Origin of the sequence: Rhodoplanes sp. SY1 (assembly GCF_046000175.1) — a bacterium.
Taxonomy (GTDB): domain Bacteria; phylum Pseudomonadota; class Alphaproteobacteria; order Rhizobiales; family Xanthobacteraceae; genus Rhodoplanes.
Window position 1 is genome coordinate 1 of the sequence record NZ_JBEOMB010000086.1, and the last position, 17,001, is coordinate 17,001.

Below are 17,001 nucleotides of genomic sequence, written 5' to 3' on the forward strand. Positions count from 1 at the left end.
GCGGCGACCGAGGCGCCATGGGCGGCGGTCTGATGGCGGCGCAGGTTCTGGGCCCATGCAGGGGGACCGGCGGACGAGCCGCCCCCTGCCGACGCGGCCCCGCCGGAAGGCCGGGCCATCGCGCCGAAGCGATCGGCGACAGCAGCGGCTCCGGCGCGGGCGACGCCCCCTGCCCCGGCCACCGCGGCCTTCAGGCCGGTCGCACCGGAGGCGGCGGCGCTCGTCCGGTAGGCCGAGACGGCCCCTCCGGCCGCACCGGCTCCGCCACGCGCCGCGCCGGCGAGGGCGCCGATGCCGGAGCGCGCACCGATTGCGCCGACGGCGCCGATGCCGCCGGCCGCGAGCGCGGTGCCGGCTGCGGCGCCGGCGCCGAGCTGCGGGCCGCCGCTGACGAGACCGTTGGCGATGCCCGGACCGAAGATGCCGAGGCCGAGCAGCGCCAATGCGCCGAGGGCGAGCGCCATCGCGTCCTCGAAGGTCGGCTGGCCGCCGCCGAAGCCGCGGGTGAACTCGCCGAACAGCGTCGTGCCGATGCCGACCACGACGGCCAGCACCAGCACCTTGATGCCGGAGGAGACGACGTTGCCGAGCACGCGCTCGGCCAGGAACGCGGTCTTGGCGAACAGCCCGAACGGGACCAGCACGAAGCCGGCAAGCGTCGTCAGCTTGAACTCGATCAGGGTCACGAACAGCTGGATCGCCAGGATGAAGAAGGCGACGAGCACGACGAACCAGGCGATCAGGAGCACGGCGATCTGGATGAAGTTCTCGAAGAACGACACGTAACCGACGAGCTGGCCCGCAGCGGTGAGGATCGGCTTGCCGGCGTCGATGCCGACCTGCGCGATACGGCCCGGCTGCAGGAACTGGTCGGCGGAGAGGCTCGACCCGGAGGCCTTCAGGCCGAGGCCGGCGAAGGACTCGAACACCAGCCCGGCGAGGCGGTTGAAGTTGCCGATGAGGAAGGCGAAGAACCCGACATAGAGGGTCTTCTGGACCAGGCGGGTGATGACGTCCTCGCCATCGCCGGACGCCCAGAACAGGCCGGCCAGAGTGATGTCGATGACGATCAACGTGGAGGCGAGGAACGCGACCTCACCGCCGAGCAGGCCGAAGCCGGAATCGATGTAGCGCGAGAACACCTCGGTGAAGCGGTCGATGATGCCGGTGTTCATGTCAGTCCGCGGCCCCCTGGCTCGTGGGCCGTGACGGCCCGGCGTCGGAGGGCGATGGCGCTGACTCGTCACCCGGGGAGCCTGCAGATCGAACGCTCGTCTCCGTTCGCACGGACCCCGTCGGCTTGTCCGTGTCCCGGCTCGATCCGAAGAAGCGGTCCTGGTTCTTGGCCCAGACCGCCCGGCAGGCCGCATCGTCGGCTTGCGCGAGACGCAATCGCTTGCAGCGGGCGAGCTCGCGCGCCAGCGGATCGCCGGCCGGGCCGGCCGGCGTCTCGGTCGGGTGGGCCGGCTCCTCGGCCATGCGGCCCGTGACCGCGACGGCCGCCACGACAGAGGCGCCGGCGAGCGCGACGAGGACGACACGAACCAGGGTCTTGGCGGTCATTCCACCCTCCCCTACGGGCTGAACATGCGGACGGGCTGGGCCTGGTAGCCCTGGCCAGTGGTGAGGAAGCGGTCGAGCTGGGCGCGTGCCTGCTCCTGGCTGGCACTGCTGCGGGCGCCCGAGAGGCTGTCGGCCCGCGCCTGCGCTGCGAGGACCGCGGTCAGGTCCGCGAGCTGGCGGATCAGCAAGGCGATGAGCTGGTTGCCGGCCTGGGCCGCCTGCAGGGCGCCGACGGCGGCCTGGCTCGCGGCGACGAGCGTGTCGGTCTCGCCGCGGGTCGTGTCGAGCGACTGCACGGCGCCGGCCTGGACGCGCAGCGAATCCTGGAACGCGGCATGGGAGGTTTGCCAGCGCTCCTTGGCGTCGGAGGCGAGCTGCTGCGACGAGGTCGTGCCGGAATAGGTCGGCGGGTAGACCCGCGTGAAGATGCGGTCGATCTGGTCGAGGTCGAAGGAGATGCGCTGGACCTGATCGAGGAGCTGCCGTGTCCTCTGGAACGACTGCTGGATCGTCTGCTGCGACGAGTACGGCAGGCTCGCCAGATGCCGGGCCTGATTGAGCAGCATCCGGGCCTGGTTCTGCAGGCCGGTGATCTGATTGTTGATCTGCTCGAGCGCCCGGGCGGCCTGCACCACGTTCTGGGCGTAGTTCGAAGGATCGTAGACGAGCATCTGGGCGGAACCGGCCGTCGACACGACGGCGAGCGCGCCCACCCCGGCCGCAACACGGATCGCGCTTCCGAAAAACGAACGGCGGGAACACTGCCGGCTCATGGGCTGACCTCCGTGGCGGATGGCGTCGCGATGTCCTGGAACCCCTGCTCGGCCAGAAGGTCGGCGGCCCAGGCGAGCCCCTTGCGCCGCAGCCAGGCGGCGGCGAAGCCGGCGCGGCCGTGCTCACGAAGGGTCTCGGCGATGGCGGACTGGTCGGACTTGGAAGACGCCGCGCAGAAGGCGAGCGCGACCTCGCCGAGGCCGAGCTCGAACAGGCGGTTGCCGCGGCGCGACTGGCAGTAGTAGTCGCGCTTCGGTGTCGCGCGGGCGAGGATCTCGATCTGGCGCTCGTTGAGGCCGAAGCGCCGGTAGATGGCGGCGATCTGCGGCTCGACGGCGCGATCGTTGGGCAGGAACAGCCGCGTCGGGCAGCTCTCGACGATGGCCGGCGCGATCGTGCTCGTCTCGATGTCGGCGAGCGACTGGGTCGCGAACACCACGCTGGCGCTCTTCTTGCGCAGCGTCTTGAGCCATTCCCGGACCTGGGACCCGAAGGTCGGGTCCTCGAGGAGGAGCCAGCCCTCGTCGATGATCAGCAGGGTCGGCCGGCCGTCCAGGCGAGCCTCGAGCCGGTGGAACAGGTAGGTGAGAACGGCCGGGGCGGCATCGGTCTCGATCAGCCCCTCCGTCTCGTAGGCCTGGACGTCGGACGCGCCGATCCGCTCTGCCTCGGCATCGAGGAGCCGCCCCCACGCTCCGCCGAGACAATACGGCTTCAACGCCTGCTTGAGCGCGGCGGACTGCAGCAACATCGTGAGCCCGGTGAGGGTCCGCTCGTTCACGGGCGCGGAGGCGAGCGACGTGAGGGCCGACCAGACGTGCTCCTTGGCGTCGGGCGTGACCGTCACGCCCTCCCGGTCGAGGATCGCGGCGAGCCATTCGGCCGCCCAGGCGCGTTCGGCCGGATCGTCGATCGTGGACAGGGGCGCCAGCGCGACCGGCTCGGTCGCATGTTCGGAGAGCCCGCCGCCGAGATCGTGCCAGTCGCCCCCCATGGCGAGCGCGGCCGCGCGGATCGAGCCGCCGAAGTCGAAGGCGAACACTTGGGCGCCCGGGTAGCGGCGGAACTGCAGCGCCATGAGGGCGAGCAGGACGCTCTTGCCGGCGCCGGTCGGGCCGATCACCAGGGTGTGGCCGACATCGCCGACGTGAAGCGACAGCCGAAACGGCGTCGCACCCTCGGTCCGCGCGAACAGGAGCGGCGGCGCGTCGAGGTGCTGGTTCCGCTCGGGCCCGGCCCAGACCGCCGACAGCGGGATCATGTGGGCGAGGTTCAGGGTCGAGATCGGCGGCTGGCGCACATTGGCGTAGACGTGCCCGGGGAGGCTGCCGAGCCAGGCCTCGACGGCGTTCAGGCCCTCCAGCATACAGGTGAAGCCACGGCCTTCGATCACCTTGGCGGCGAGCCGCAGCTTCTCGTCGGCGCTGCTCGCGTCATCGTCCCAGACCGTGACGGTCGCGGTAACGTAGGCTTCGCCGGCGAGGTCGGCGCCGAGCTCCTGGAGAGCGGCGTCGGCATCGAGCGCCTTGTTGTGGGCATCGTTGTCGAGGAGCGACGACGCCTCGTTGGTCATCGCCTCCTTCAGGATCGCGGCGACGGACTTGCGCTTGGCGAACCAGTGGCGGCGGATGCGGCCGAGCACCTTGGCGGCATCGGTCTTGTCGAGGCAGATCGCCCGGGTCGACCAGCGGTACGGGAAGGCGAGCCGGTTCAGCTCGTCGAGGATCCCGGGCCAGGTCGCGGACGGAAACCCGGCCACCGTGAGGACCCGTAGATGCGCGCTGCCGAGCCGCGGCGCGAGGCCACCCGTGAACGGCTCGTCGACCAGGATCGCATCGAGATACATCGGCACCTCGGGAACCCGCACCCGGTGCCGCCGCGTCGAGACGCAGGCATGCAGCCAAGTCAGCGTCTCGGCGTCCGACAGCCAGGCGGCCTCCGGCACGAATCCGTCGATCAGGGCGAGGACCCGATCGGTGCGGTCGATGAAGGTCGTGAGCACCTCGTTCCCAGAGGTGCTTCCGTCAGGGGTGCGGCCCTCGTACAGCCAAGCCTCGGCGCGCGCGGCCTCCTCGGCCGGCGGCAGGAACAGGAGCGTGAGGTGGTAGGCGCTCTCGAAGTGACTGCCCTCCTCCTCGAACTGAGCCCGACGCTCGGCATCGACCAGCGCCGAGGCCGGGTCCGGATAGATGCTGGCCGGATAGTCCTGCGCCGGAATACGGCTCGCCTCGACGAACACGGCCCAGCCGGAGCCGAGCCGGCGCAGGGCATCGTTGAGCCGGCCGGCGACGCCGACCAGCTCGGGCGGGGTCGCCGACTCGAGGTCAGGTCCGCGGAACCGCGCGGTGCGCTGGAGCGAGCCGTCCTTGTTCAGGACGACGCCGGGCGCGACCAATGCCGCCCAGGGCAGGAAATCGGCGAGGTGCCGCGGCTGGTTGCGGTATTCGGCGAGGTTGAACATCGAACAGCTCAGGCACCGAGGTGGGTGGGGTAGCGTAGGTGTCGGCGCACGACGTCGACGAACAGGGGATCGCGCCTCGCCGCCCACGCCGCCACGCCGTGCCCGACGAGCCCGAGCACCAGGCCGAGGATCCACAGCCGCAGGCCGAGGCCGATCGCAGCCGCGAGCGTTCCGTTGAGGATGGCGATCGAACGCGGTGCTCCTGCGAGCAGGATCGGCTCGGTCAGGGCGCGATGCACCGGTGCCTCGAAGGCGGGGACCAGGTCGGTGCCGGTCGTCACAGCAGCGCTCCGCCGCCGAACGAGAAGAAGGACAGGAAGAACGAGCTCGCCGCGAAGGCGATCGACAGGCCGAACACGATCTGCACCAGTCGGCGAACGCCGCCCGACGTGTCGCCGAAAGCGAGCGTCAGACCGGTCATGATGATGATGATCACGGCCATGATCTTGGCGACCGGACCTTCGATCGACTGCAGGACCTGCTGAAGCGGCTGCTCCCACGGCATGTTCGAGCCGGCCGCATGGGCCGGAGCCGCCATCAGCGCGAGCACGGCGGCCGAGGTCGTCGTGAGAACGAAGCTGCGGATGGGACTTGTCGTGGTCGAGATGGTCATGCGGGCTCTCCTGTCGTGAGCGTGGTGGCGGGTGCGAGGACGTAGTCGCCGGCCGGGCCGACGCCGGACACCGCGGCGAGCTCGATGAGACGGCGTTCGCTGCCGCGGCCGGCCAGGACGGCGATCACGTCGATGGTCTCGGCGATGAGGGCGCGTGGGACGGTGACGACCGCCTCCTGCACGAGCTGCTCGAGACGGCGCAGCGCCCCGAGTGCCGTGCCAGCATGGATGGTGCCGATCCCGCCCGGATGCCCAGTCCCCCAGGCCTTCAGGAGGTCGAGCGCCTCGGCACCTCGCACCTCGCCGATCGGGATACGGTCGGGGCGAAGGCGCAGCGACGAGCGCACGAGATCGGCGAGCGACGCGACGCCGTCCTTGGTCCGCAGCGCGACCAGATTCTGCGCCTTGCACTGAAGCTCGCGCGTGTCCTCGATCAGCACGACCCGGTCGGTCGTGCTCGCGACCTCGGCCAAGAGCGCATTGACGAGCGTCGTCTTGCCGGTCGAGGTGCCGCCGGCGACCAGCACGTTGCGGCGTCGCGCGACGGCCTCTCGGAGCGTTGCCGCCTGCTCGGCCGTCATGATCCCGGCCGCGGCGTAATCGTCGAGCGTGAAGACCGCGACGGCCGGCTTGCGGATCGCGAACGCCGGGGCAGCGACGAGTGGCGGGATCAAGCCCTCGAAGCGCTCGCCGGTCTCCGGCAGCTCGGCCGAGACCCGCGGCGACGACGCATGCACCTCGGAACCGACGTGATGCGCGACCAGACGGACGATCCGCTCGCCATCGGCAGCCGACAGATGCTCGCCAGTGTCCGTCAGACCCTCGGCGAGCCGATCGACCCACAGCCGACCATCGGGATTGAGCATGACTTCGACGACGTTCGCGTCGGCGAGCCACATGGCGATCGACGATCCGAGCGCGGTACGGAGCATCCGCGCCTGCCGCGCTGAAGCTTCGGTTCTGCTCTCCTGCCGCCCCACCTCGCCGCCCCCCGGTCAGACTCGCCGACAAGGGCGAGCACCGGGGTCGATTAAGAAAGGCCACTCATCGCGAGGCGCAACAAGCGAGTCACGGTCGTAGTGCCGTGGAGTGGAATGACAGGTGATCGGCGAGCCGACAGGCTGATAGTTCCGAAATTTCTTTCCGACTACACCACGATTGTAAATCTGAGCAATCCAGAGGCCGCCAAATCGGCTTTCTCACTCGCGTCGATCTGCCCGGGTCTGCCACCACCCTGAGGCGACCCCGTTAGGTGCGGCCATAGGAGGAGGAGCGGCGGATGTATCAGCAGGGCGTCTATAGCTGCTTAGCCGCTCGAGCGATCGCTCCGCTGGGTGACTCACGGCACGACGCCGACCGCGACCTTGCGGGCGTCCGCGAGCAAGGCCTCGATGCGCGGCAGACTCTCGCCGGCGAGTGCCGCGAGCCACGGCTCCGCCGCGCCCTGCCCCCGGCGCCAAATGGTGATCTCCTGCTCCAGCGCCTGCTGCTCCAGCTCGACGAAGCGTCGGCCGAGCGCAAGGAAGTCGAGCGGGGCGAGGTTGTCGATTGCAATTTGGTGCTCGAACTCGAGCACCGGCGAGACCGTGATCCCGTGCTCGCCCGAGACCGCCTCGAGCCGCGGCACCTGCTCACGACGGAATGCTGCGATCGTCTCCGCGAGGCCGCGGACCTCCGGGCGCACATCCTTGGCCCGGACGATCTCGCAGACCCGGGCCTGCATGCGGGCCGAGCTCAGAGCGAGCCGCAACAGGGCCGCGGCACCTGCATTCGGACCGGCGGGCGCGGGCGCCTGCGCCGCAGCGAAGCGCGGCACCAACACTCCGAGGGTCACGTCCGCCAGGGCCACGCTGACAAAAACGCGACGCGTGATCATTGCCATCCCGGGACGCCCTGCATGTTGGGTAGGCGATGGGCGATGCCCTTGTGACAATCGATGCAGGTTTTCTGGCCGGTGAACAGGAAGGCTTGGTGCGCGTCGGCGGCGCGCGGATTCTGCTTGGCGAGATCCATCGAGACGGCGCTGTGGCAGTTGCGGCATTCGAGCGAATCGTTCGCCTTCATGCGTTCCCACTCGTGCTCGGCGAGCGTGCGCCGTAGGCCGAGGAATTTTTCGCGGGTATCGATCGAGCCGAACAGATGGCCCCACACCTCCTTGGAAGCCTGCATCTTGCGGGCGATCTTGTCGGTCCAGTTGTGCGGGACGTGGCAGTCCGGACAGGTCGCCCGCACGCCGGAGTGGTTGGTGAAGTGGATCGTGCCTTTCAGCTCCTCGAACACGTTGCTCTGCATCTCGTGACAGCTGGTGCAGAACTTCTCGGTGTTGAGCACTTCGAGCGTGGTGTTGAAGGCGCCCCAGAACACCACCCCGGCCAGGAAGCCGCCGAGCGTGAGGAAGGCGAGGCTCAGCGTGCGGGCCGGCGTGAACGCCTGGCGCACCCAGGAGCCGACCCGCGTCGCCCCGGCGCGTGCGAGAATGTCGGTCATCAGCGGCTCCGCCGCTCGGGCTCGGAAATGTCGTCGAGATCCGTGAAGCTGTTGTCGACCAGCGGCTGCGCCGTGGTCTGCGGCACGTGGCAGCCAAGGCAGGCATAGCGGCGGGGCGCGATGCCGCCGAGGAAGTTGCCGTCGCGGTCCTGGTAGTGCGTCACGCTCACCATGGGCGCCTGGCTCTGCTCGGTGAAGCGACGCGAGTGGCACGACAGGCACTTGTTGGCGTTGAGATCGAGCGCGTAGCCCTCGATGGCGTGCGGGATCAGCGGCGGCTGGTCCGGGTAGTTGCGCCGCCGCCGCACGTCGTCCGTGATGGCGCGCTGCATCGGCGGCGCCGGCGTCTCGCGCGTGAACGGCTCCGGCCCCCGCAGCCGCGGCGCGTCGCGCCCGGGCCCGCCGATGCCGCCCTGCTGGGCCAGCAGGCTGCCCGTGAAGGCGATGCCGAAGGCCGCGGCGGCGGCGATCAGAAGGACGCGCCTCATCGCACGATCCCCTGTCCGGGCACGGCGGCCGGCAGGTTCTCGGCGACGGTCGCGGCCACCACCTTGACGGCACATTTCTTGAAGTCGGTCTGCTTGGAGATCGGATCGGTGGCGTCCAGCGTCACCTTGTTGACGAGCTGGCTCGCATCGAAGAACGGCACGAAGACGACGCCGACCGGCATGCGGTTGCGGCCGTGCGTCTCGATTCTGGTGCGGATCTCGCCGCGTCGCGAGACGACGCGCACCTCCTGGCCGCGGCGCAGGTTGCGCTTGCTGGCGTCGTCCGGATGCATGAACAGCACGGCGCCCGGGAACGCCTTGTAGAGCTCGGGGACGCGCAGCGTCATCGAGCCCGAGTGCCAGTGCTCCAGCACGCGGCCGGTGACGAGCCACAGGTCGTAGTCCTGGTCGGGCGACTCGGCCGGCGGCTCGTAGGGCGCCCCGATGATGTTGGCCCGCTTGTCGGGGTTGCCGTAGAACTGCCAGCCCGAGCCCTTCTCGACATAAGGGTCCTGGCCCTCGCAGTAGCGCCAGCGCGTCTCCTTGCCGTCGACCACCGGCCAGCGCAGGCCGCGCACCTGATGATAGGTGTCGAACGGCGCGTAATCGTGACCGTGCCCGCGACCAAAGGCGGCGAGCTCCTCCCACATGCCCTTCTGCACGTAGAAGCCGAACGCCTCGCTCTCGTGATTGCGGTAGCCGGCCTCGACGTCGGAGACCGGGAAGCGGTCGACCCCGCCGTTGCGGTAGAGGACGTCGAACAGGCTCCGGCCGCGCATCTCGGGGGCCTTGGCGAGCAACTCCTCCGGCCATACCTCGTCGGTGGTGAAGCGCTTGGAGAACTCCATCAGCTGCCACAGGTCGGAGCGCGACTGGCCGGGCGCGTCGACGAGCTGGTGCCAGAAGTGGTTGCGCCGCTCGGCATTGCCGTAGGCGCCCTCCTTCTCGACCCACATGGCGGCCGGCAGGATCAGGTCGGCGGCGAGCGCCGTCACGGTCGGATAGGCGTCCGAGACGACGACGAAGTTGTCCGGGTTGCGATAGCCCGGGAACGTCTCGTTGTTGGTGTTGGGCGCGGTCTGCAGGTTGTTGTTGACCTGGATCCAGTAGGCGTTGAGCTTACCGTCGCGCAGCATGCGGTCCTGCAGCACCGCGTGGTAGCCGGGCTTGTCCGGGATCGTCCCGTCCGGCAGCTTCCAGATCCGCTCGGCCGTCTTGCGGTGCTCCGGATTGGTCACCTGCATGTCGGCCGGCAGGCGATGCGCGAAGGTGCCGACCTCGCGCGCCGTGCCGCAGGCCGAGGGCTGGCCGGTCAGCGAGAACGGGCCGGAGCCGGGCTCCGAGATCTTGCCCGTGAGCAGATGCAGGTTGGTGACGAGGTGATTGCACCACACGCCGCGGACGTGCTGGTTGAACCCCATGGTCCAGAACGAGACCAGCTTGATCTTGGGATCGGCGTAGAGCTTCGCCAGCGCCTCGAGCTTGTCACGCGACACCCCCGTCAACGCCGAGACCTTGTCGGCCGTGTACTCGGACACCTGCCGGGCATAGGCGTCGAAGTCGGACGGGTTCGACACCTGCGCGTCGTTGGCGTGCTGGGCGCGCTGCTCCAGCACGTGGTCGGGCCGCAGTCCGTACCCGATGTCCGTGTTGGCCAGCCGGAAGTTGACGTGCTTGTCGACGAAGTCGCGGTTCACGGCGCCGGTCGTGATCAGGTGGTTGGCGATGTAGTTCAGGATCGCCAGGTCGGTGCCGGGCTTGAACACGATCGCGCTGTCGGAGAGATCGGTGGTGCGGTGCTCGTAGGTCGACAGCGTGTGGATGCGCACGTGCTGGGCCGAGAGCCGCCGGTCCGTCACCCGGGTCCAGATGATCGGATGCATCTCGGCCATGTTGGAGCCCCACAGCACGAAGGCGTCGGCGAGCTCGATGTCGTCGTAGCAGCCCATCGGCTCGTCCGCCCCGAAGGTGCGCACGAAGGCGACGGCGGCGGACGCCATGCAGTGGCGGGCATTGGGATCGAGATTGTTGGAGCGGAAGCCGGCCCGCATCAGCTTGGTCGCCGCGTAGCCCTCCCACATGGTCCACTGGCCGGAGCCGAACATGCCGATCGCGGTCGGCCCCTTCTCCTTGAGGACGCGCTTCCACTGCGCCGCCATCTCGTCGAAGGCGCGGTCCCAGGAGACCGGCTGGAACTCGCCGTCCTTGGCGAAGCGGCCGTTGCGCATCCGCAGCAGCGGCGTCGTCAGCCGGTCGGCGCCGTACATGATCTTGGAGAGGAAGTAGCCCTTCACGCAGTTGAGGCCGCGGTTCACCTCGGCCTGCATGTCGCCGTGGGTGGCGACCACCTTGCCGTCCTTGACGCCGACCATCACGCCGCAGCCGGTGCCGCAGAACCGGCACGGCGCCTTCGACCACTTGATGCGGATCGCCTCGCCGGCCGGCAGGTTCTGGGCCGCGGCCCCGGCCGGAATCCCGGCGGCGGCGAGCGCCGCCCCGGCGGCCTGCTGCTTCAGGAAGGCGCGACGGGAGACGTCCATCCGGTCAATCCTTCTGGCTGGCGGTGAGCTGGCGGGTGTCGTCTGTCTCGACGTGATGAAAGACGAGGGAGGCCGAGAGGACCCCCGGAAGGGCGGAGAGCGCGGCGGGCCCCTCGACGATGCCGGACTCGGATCGGGTTTCCAGGGTGAGAACGACCTTGCCGCCGGCCTCGGCATGGATGTCGAAGCCGGGCATGGCGGCGAGGGACGTGCGGAAGCCGCTCAGCTGCTCGGGCCGCACATGGACGACGAGGCTGGAGATGTGCTCCTCGGCCGCCGGCTTCAGGACAGCGCCGGTGACGAGGTCGCGACGCGAGACGCCGCTCATCACACGGGCCCGGGCGGCCCGGTGAACGCGTAGTACATCCAGACCAGAAAGCCCCAGCCGGCCACGACGCCGACCGCGATGAACGGCCAGATGAACACGGCGAGTACCATGAACAGAATTCGTTCGCTCCGCCGCAATGCGCAGGGGAATCGCTTGAAGTAGCGCGGGATTTGAGTTGCGATTCAGCGAGTTATGGATTCTTGGAGGATCTCCCGAACGGTCAGGGAGGTCGCCGTGGAGCTGTTCATCACGTCGTTCGCGCAAGTTCCGGACCCGCGCGCCAGCAACGCGCGGCACGACCTCGTCGAGATCCTCTTCATCGCCTTCGTGGCCGTGCTGTGCGGCGCGAAGAGCTGCGTGGAGATGGCCGACTTCGGTCGGGCGAAGGCGACCTTCTTCGAGAAGGTGCTCGGCCTCGCCCACGGCATCCCGTCGCACGACACGTTCTCGACCGTGTTCCGCATGCTGGACCCGAAGGCGTTCGAGGCGGCGTTCCGCGCCTTCATGGCGGCGTTCGGGGCCTCACTGGCGAAGCGTTCGGATGGATGTGAGGTCGTCGCGATCGACGGCAAGGCGCTGCGACGCGCCTACGAGGCCGGCAAGGCGCATGCTCCCAAGTTGATGGTGTCCGCGTTCGCGGCCGAGATGCGCATGACGCTGTCGTGCCTGGCCGCGAAGGACGGCGACGAGGTCGCCGCCGCCCTCGAGCTGCTCGGGCTGGTGGACCTCGCCGGCAAGATTGTCACGGCCGATGCGCTGCACTGCCATCGTGGCATGGCGGACGGCGTCGTCGCCCGCGGCGGCGATTACTGTCTCGCCCTGAAGGGGAACCAGGAGTCGCTGCGCAGTGATGCCGACGCGTGCTTTCTGACGATCAAGAAGACCCATCCCACGGCCGAGACCACCGAGCGCGGCCACGGCCGCACCGAGATCCGGCGCGCCGCCGTCGTCGGCGCCGGCGATCTCGGCGACTACCACCAGTTTCCGGGGCTGAAGGCCTTCGGCCGCATCGAGCGCATCCGCCGCCTCCCCGGCAAGACCGCGCGCGAGGTCCGCCTTTTCGCATTGTCCCGTGCCGTCTCACCCGCGGAGCTGCTGCGCGTCGTGCGCGCGCACTGGGCGATCGAGAACGCGCTTCATTGGGAGCTCGACGTGGTCGTCGCCGAGGACGCCGCGCGAAACCGTCGCGACCACGGTCCGCAAAACCTCGCCGTGCTCCGACGTCTCGCCCTCAACGTCGCACGCGCCGATCAGACCAAGGGCTCACTCGCCGGAAAGCTCAGGCAGGCCGGATGGAACGACGACTTCCTCTTCAAGCTCCTCGCCCAAACGCGATAGCCCTGCCGCAATGCGGTCAAGTCCACGTTTCCTCGCATAACACCCGCCGCCAAGTGGTTGATAGACAGCAAAACGGCCCTTGCCCAACGTTGGTTCCCAGAAAAATTGAAAACTCCGGATGTGATGAGTAGGTGAGCTGCGTCGTCCAAATCGTGCGGGTTACATAAGCGCGCCGCAGTATCCGATTCCGCGAACCAATTCGATGTGGCCATTTGTACGTGAGCGCGGTAGTCAATGGGAACGTAATTTTTACCTTCCCGGCCCATTGTTGCATTCGCTGATGACGCGTGACTAGCCGCCTGCAAGCCGCCAATCTGCCCGATCACGGACGAATACATTGCTCGCCACCGCACGCCGTCACCCAAAGCCCATTCTACTGATTGTGGCCTTCGCGATGGTGATCGTCGCTTTTTTCGCCGCAGTAAACTGGGTCGTCGTCGCGAGTCTCCGAGAAAGCGCCCTGAGATCTGCCGAAAGTTCGGGGGTGAGACGTAGCATCCTGCTGGCCGAGCAAGCCGACCGCGCCATTCAAGCCGTTGATTTCGTCCTCCTCAGCCTGATCGAGCAGATCGCCCGGGTGGGGGTTGCCGACGCAGCGTCCTATGCAGAACGAATGGGCAATCGAGATGTCCATCTTCTCCTTCAGGAAAAATCGCGGCATATGCCCCAGGTCGACGCTCTCACGATGGTGAATGCCGAAGGCCGATTGATAAATTTCTCACGTTACTGGCCGATTCCGGACGTCGACGTTTCCGATCGCGATTACTTCAAAGCGCTTAAAGAAGATCGATCCGGACAGCCGTTCGTCAGCAAGCCTGTGCAGAACCGCGGCGACGGGACTTGGAATATTTATGTTGTCCGTCGGGTCAACGGGCCGCAAGGACAGTTTATCGGTCTTGTCCTCGGGGCCATGGCGGTATCGTACTTCGACGAGGTTTACGCGTCCGTATTGACCGGCAAAGGCACGGGCATAGGGCTCTTCCGTCTGGATGGTACCCCGCTTGTTCGGTTGCCCAGGAAAGACGGTCCCAAAACCACCCTTCCTTTCGAGCTCTCACGAACTCGACTGAACACGGTTACCCGGGAGTTCGGCAATGATGGTGTGTTGCGCGCCAAAATTACCCGGGAACTCCGAAACTTTCCTCTGGCAATCATGGTCACTCAGACAGAGGATAGTGCTGTTGCAAGTTGGCAAGGGATAACCAACTTGCTCTTCGTCTCTATACTTGTTTGTGGAACGTTGGTGCTCATCACTGCGGCTGCGATCGCGTTCTGGTATCTAGCGAAAGAACGCGCCTTGGAAGCTGGACATGCCCAGGCGGCTGCCGAGGCCGAGCTGCTGCGCCAAAAGGAGAAAGCGGCCGCGGAGGCCAACCACGCCAAGTCGGCATTCCTCGCAACGATGAGTCATGAGATCAGGACCCCGATGAACGCGCTCGTCGGGCTTTCCAGCACGTTGCTGGACAGCAAACTCGATCCCGATCAACGTGCCGCGGTGGTCGCAATGCAGGATGCCGGCGACAATCTCCTGAGAATCTTGAACGACATTCTCGACTTCTCGAAGCTCGAAGCTGGCAAGTTTACCTTTGAAAGCCTGCCTTTCTCTCCCCATATCCTCGCCGACCATGTGCGAAGCGTCATCGCATCTAGCGCCGCGGCGAAAGGTCTCGACCTCGAGTTCGAGATCTTCACGGACGTCCCTGCGGCCCTTCTTGGAGATGCCGGTCGAATCCGGCAGGTCCTTCTCAACCTATTATCCAATGCCATCAAATTCACGCGCCGCGGTTCGATTGGCGTCTCTGTTCGCCTGGTTGCACGATGCGAAAAAATTGCGACAGTCGAATGGGCGGTCACAGATACGGGTACAGGAATAGATCGCGATCGCCTACCGAAGCTGTTCGATGATTTTGCGCAGGCTGACAATACGATCAGCCGTCGCTTCGGTGGCACGGGCCTCGGCCTCGCCATATGCAAGCGCATTGTCGAACAAATGGCAGGCAAGATCGCGGTTGCCTCCGAACTTGGACGCGGAACTACATTTCGGTTCACGCTAGACCTGCCGCTGGCCGACGATGTTCCGATCGAGCAAAATACGAGCCCGGCCATCATTGCCAATTTACATCAGGCTCTGGCTCGCCACGGTCGACGTTGGGCTGTACTCCTCGCCGAAGACAACACCATAAACCAAATGGTGGTGGTAAAGATGTTAGGGGAGTTTGATCTTCAAGTCGATATGGCAGCGGACGGGTGCGAGGCAGTGCGTTTAGTCTCTCAATCGGCGTACGATGTAGTTTTGATGGACGTGTGCATGCCGGAGATGGATGGGCTGCAGGCGACTCGGATCATTCGAGAGCGAGGCGGAAGGTTTGCAGAGCTTCCTATTATCGCGTTGACCGCAAACGCCTTCGCTGACGACATGGCGGCATGCCGCGCGGCCGGAATGACAGACTTCGTAGCGAAACCGCTCCGAAAGCGTGCGTTGGTCGAGGCGCTCCTGAGGGCGGTCGCCGGAAAGAACATGAAGTCGGCCTGCGGTCAGACGTTGCAATCGCCTGGGAAGCTCCACGCAGAACCCGTCTGGGATAGTTCGGCGTTCGCCAATCTTTGTGAGGAAATCGGCGGCGACGGAGCCGACGAAGCACTGGGAATGTTTTTCCAGGAAACGGAATCGAGACTCGCGCGAATGCGCTGTCTTTCGTCCCCTACTGGAGATTCGATCGAAATAGAAGCTCACACTCTCAAGGGAGCCGCCGGAACACTCGGCTTTCGCAAACTTTCCGCGCTAGCGCAAGCACTCGAATCCGCCGCACGCCAGCCGCTCACGGACGAGGCGCTGCAGAGTCACCTTGCTGCTCTCGATGTAGCCTTCGCCGAATCGGTACAAGCAAACACCGAGACGACGAACCGCATACGAGTGTGTAGAAGGCATAAGCAGATCTTCGAGCGGACCGCGATGATCGCCCATGATTCGGTGGCGACGTCGTGCTGAACTCCGAAGGCGCTTCACGGCACCCATTCGACGGTCACGCCTTGGGATCCCCGATCGCCAGTCTAGAACGGCTCACCGGCGTGTGGTACACTGACGCGTGTGCGAGGTGGTCCGTAAGGTCACATGTCCGTGTCGGGTGTTTGTGGCTCACCGCCGCCATCGTCCCGGCATCCACGGCGGCGCCGATCCGCACGCTCACCCCGTCGATCTCCGGCGCGGTTGTGCCGGTGACTTCCGCGGCTTTGCAGTTTCGCCGAGGCTTTTGAGACCGACACACACGCTCCGGCGGAGGCGAGGAGGTCTGACGATCGCCGCACAATCTGCGGAGTCTCGCCCCTCGCGCACTCGCCTCCGGCCCTCAAGTTTGCCGCCGCCACGTAAACACCTGGTGGGGGTCAGCCGGTGCCGATGCCGGGCCGACCTGCGACACGGCGGCACTCAAAGCAAGTGTCTCCTCGATCCCCGCCTTGTCGTCGGCCGAGAAGCCGCCGCAGCCAGCCCGTTCCCGAAATCACACCGGTGATTCTCGGTATGGATCAGCAGACACGAGATTCATCGGAAGTCAGGGCAGGACGCTTCTTTTCTGACTGCGCGACCTTCTACCGAAAAGCTACGAACGAGAGCGGGCACCGACCTGACCGGCAGGCCCACCCCGAGCCTCAAACGAATCTCAGTCAAGGTCTGCTCGAGGTCGGGCAAGCTGATAGGTTTCGACAGGACAGAGACTACGTTCAGACCTGTGATCCGAGAACTCTCCTGCGTGCCAGCGAGGACCATTTCGGAGGAATGCGACAATACCACCACGGGAATATCAGGACCAATTTCGACCGCGATAGGCCCGAAGTTGGGGCAGGAGAATCCCTCCGGTGCAAGATCAATGACAATGACGGCATACGCGTGACCGGAGACGGCCATAATTGCTTCTTCGCAGGATGCCCTCGTCGCAGTGAAGCCGGACCGAACGCCGAGCCTTGCAACAATCCCGCGTTCCAGCGTGTCGCGATCAATAACCAGCAAATTTAAAGCGCCTGACGGTTCCATCGGAGATTTTATTCCTGATCAGGGGCGGGTTTAGGACTTCCAGGCACCGCATTGCGGGTTGCGCAAAGCTGCGACAAGAGCTGTTTCGTCTCGTCGATCTGCGTACGTACCTGACTCAACTGGCAGCTCACGAGAGAAGGCTCCTTGTTGTATTCCATTTGGCCGAACAACTCGAGAAGAAAACCGAGGTGATCCGTGATGCCGAGCAGAAGCTCGGCTACTTGATTTACCGAAATATATTTCTCAACCGGCCGACGTGGACGTTCTCCGGAGAAGCGAGAGCAGGCAAGCGCAAGAGGTATTACGTTCGACACCGTTCGAATCCTAAGCGAATGTAGCGGAGCGACACCCTTGCCCGCGTTCCTTAGAGCCGATCCGA

17 protein-coding genes are annotated in these 17,001 nt (G+C 66.3%); 2 read left to right on the forward strand and 15 right to left on the reverse strand.

Annotation, left to right across the window (positions count from 1 at the left end):
• The 13 genes from trbL to ABTU92_RS20835 form a co-directional block, all read right to left on the reverse strand.
• On the reverse strand, positions 1-1,175 hold a 1,175-nt coding region (gene trbL / locus ABTU92_RS20775), incomplete at its 3' end, for a P-type conjugative transfer protein TrbL (protein WP_408093534.1).
• A 1-nt stretch (position 1,176) separates the two neighbouring features.
• The gene (gene trbK-alt / locus ABTU92_RS20780) at positions 1,177-1,563 is read right to left on the reverse strand and encodes a putative entry exclusion protein TrbK-alt (RefSeq protein WP_408093535.1); all 387 of its coding nucleotides are present in this window, start codon (positions 1,561-1,563) and stop codon (positions 1,177-1,179) included.
• A gap of 11 nt (positions 1,564-1,574) precedes the next feature.
• Positions 1,575-2,336, reverse strand: a complete 762-nt coding sequence (gene trbJ / locus ABTU92_RS20785; protein ID WP_408093536.1) for a P-type conjugative transfer protein TrbJ — start codon at positions 2,334-2,336, stop codon at positions 1,575-1,577.
• Complete coding sequence (gene trbE, locus ABTU92_RS20790) at positions 2,333-4,798, reverse strand: conjugal transfer protein TrbE (protein WP_408093537.1); 2,466 nt, start codon at positions 4,796-4,798, stop codon at positions 2,333-2,335. Before trbE ends, trbJ begins: the two co-directional genes overlap by 4 nt.
• An 8-nt stretch (positions 4,799-4,806) precedes the next feature.
• Entirely contained in the window at positions 4,807-5,079 is a 273-nt protein-coding gene (locus ABTU92_RS20795; RefSeq protein ID WP_408093538.1) for a VirB3 family type IV secretion system protein, read from the reverse strand.
• Positions 5,076-5,411 carry a TrbC/VirB2 family protein gene (locus ABTU92_RS20800; RefSeq protein ID WP_408093539.1) on the reverse strand — a complete coding sequence of 112 codons (336 nt, stop codon included), beginning with the start codon at positions 5,409-5,411 and terminating at the stop codon, positions 5,076-5,078. Before ABTU92_RS20800 ends, ABTU92_RS20795 begins: the two co-directional genes overlap by 4 nt.
• The gene (trbB, locus tag ABTU92_RS20805; RefSeq protein ID WP_408093540.1) at positions 5,408-6,343 is read right to left on the reverse strand and encodes a P-type conjugative transfer ATPase TrbB; all 936 of its coding nucleotides are present in this window, start codon (positions 6,341-6,343) and stop codon (positions 5,408-5,410) included. The genes ABTU92_RS20800 and trbB overlap by 4 nt, the downstream gene beginning before the upstream one ends.
• A 407-nt stretch (positions 6,344-6,750) precedes the next feature.
• Positions 6,751-7,287: a hypothetical protein gene (locus ABTU92_RS20810; RefSeq protein ID WP_408093541.1), complete on the reverse strand. Its 537-nt coding sequence runs from the start codon at positions 7,285-7,287 to the stop codon at positions 6,751-6,753.
• Positions 7,284-7,898 carry a NapC/NirT family cytochrome c gene (locus tag ABTU92_RS20815; protein ID WP_408093542.1) on the reverse strand — a complete coding sequence of 205 codons (615 nt, stop codon included), beginning with the start codon at positions 7,896-7,898 and terminating at the stop codon, positions 7,284-7,286. The genes ABTU92_RS20810 and ABTU92_RS20815 overlap by 4 nt, the downstream gene beginning before the upstream one ends.
• Positions 7,898-8,386, reverse strand: a complete 489-nt coding sequence (locus ABTU92_RS20820; protein ID WP_408093543.1) for a nitrate reductase cytochrome c-type subunit — start codon at positions 8,384-8,386, stop codon at positions 7,898-7,900. The genes ABTU92_RS20815 and ABTU92_RS20820 overlap by 1 nt, the downstream gene beginning before the upstream one ends.
• A complete protein-coding gene (gene napA / locus ABTU92_RS20825) occupies positions 8,383-10,926 on the reverse strand; it encodes a periplasmic nitrate reductase subunit alpha (protein ID WP_408093544.1) in 2,544 nt (847 codons plus the stop codon). The genes ABTU92_RS20820 and napA overlap by 4 nt, the downstream gene beginning before the upstream one ends.
• A 4-nt stretch (positions 10,927-10,930) precedes the next feature.
• Entirely contained in the window at positions 10,931-11,254 is a 324-nt protein-coding gene (locus ABTU92_RS20830) for a chaperone NapD (RefSeq protein WP_408093545.1), read from the reverse strand.
• Positions 11,254-11,391: a periplasmic nitrate reductase, NapE protein gene (locus ABTU92_RS20835; protein WP_408093546.1), complete on the reverse strand. Its 138-nt coding sequence runs from the start codon at positions 11,389-11,391 to the stop codon at positions 11,254-11,256. Before ABTU92_RS20835 ends, ABTU92_RS20830 begins: the two co-directional genes overlap by 1 nt.
• Positions 11,392-11,488: 97 nt before the next feature.
• On the opposite strand from ABTU92_RS20835, the gene ABTU92_RS20840 reads away from it, so the two are divergent.
• Positions 11,489-12,592: an ISAs1 family transposase gene (locus ABTU92_RS20840; protein ID WP_408093547.1), complete on the forward strand. Its 1,104-nt coding sequence runs from the start codon at positions 11,489-11,491 to the stop codon at positions 12,590-12,592.
• Positions 12,593-12,929: 337 nt separating this feature from the next.
• Complete coding sequence (locus ABTU92_RS20845) at positions 12,930-15,581, forward strand: ATP-binding protein (protein ID WP_408093548.1); 2,652 nt, start codon at positions 12,930-12,932, stop codon at positions 15,579-15,581.
• Between the two features lie 552 nt (positions 15,582-16,133).
• Here ABTU92_RS20845 and ABTU92_RS20850 read toward each other — a convergent pair.
• Complete coding sequence (locus tag ABTU92_RS20850) at positions 16,134-16,622, reverse strand: hypothetical protein (protein ID WP_408093549.1); 489 nt, start codon at positions 16,620-16,622, stop codon at positions 16,134-16,136.
• A gap of 8 nt (positions 16,623-16,630) precedes the next feature.
• On the reverse strand, positions 16,631-17,001 hold a 371-nt coding region (locus ABTU92_RS20855; protein ID WP_408093550.1), incomplete at its 5' end, for a hypothetical protein.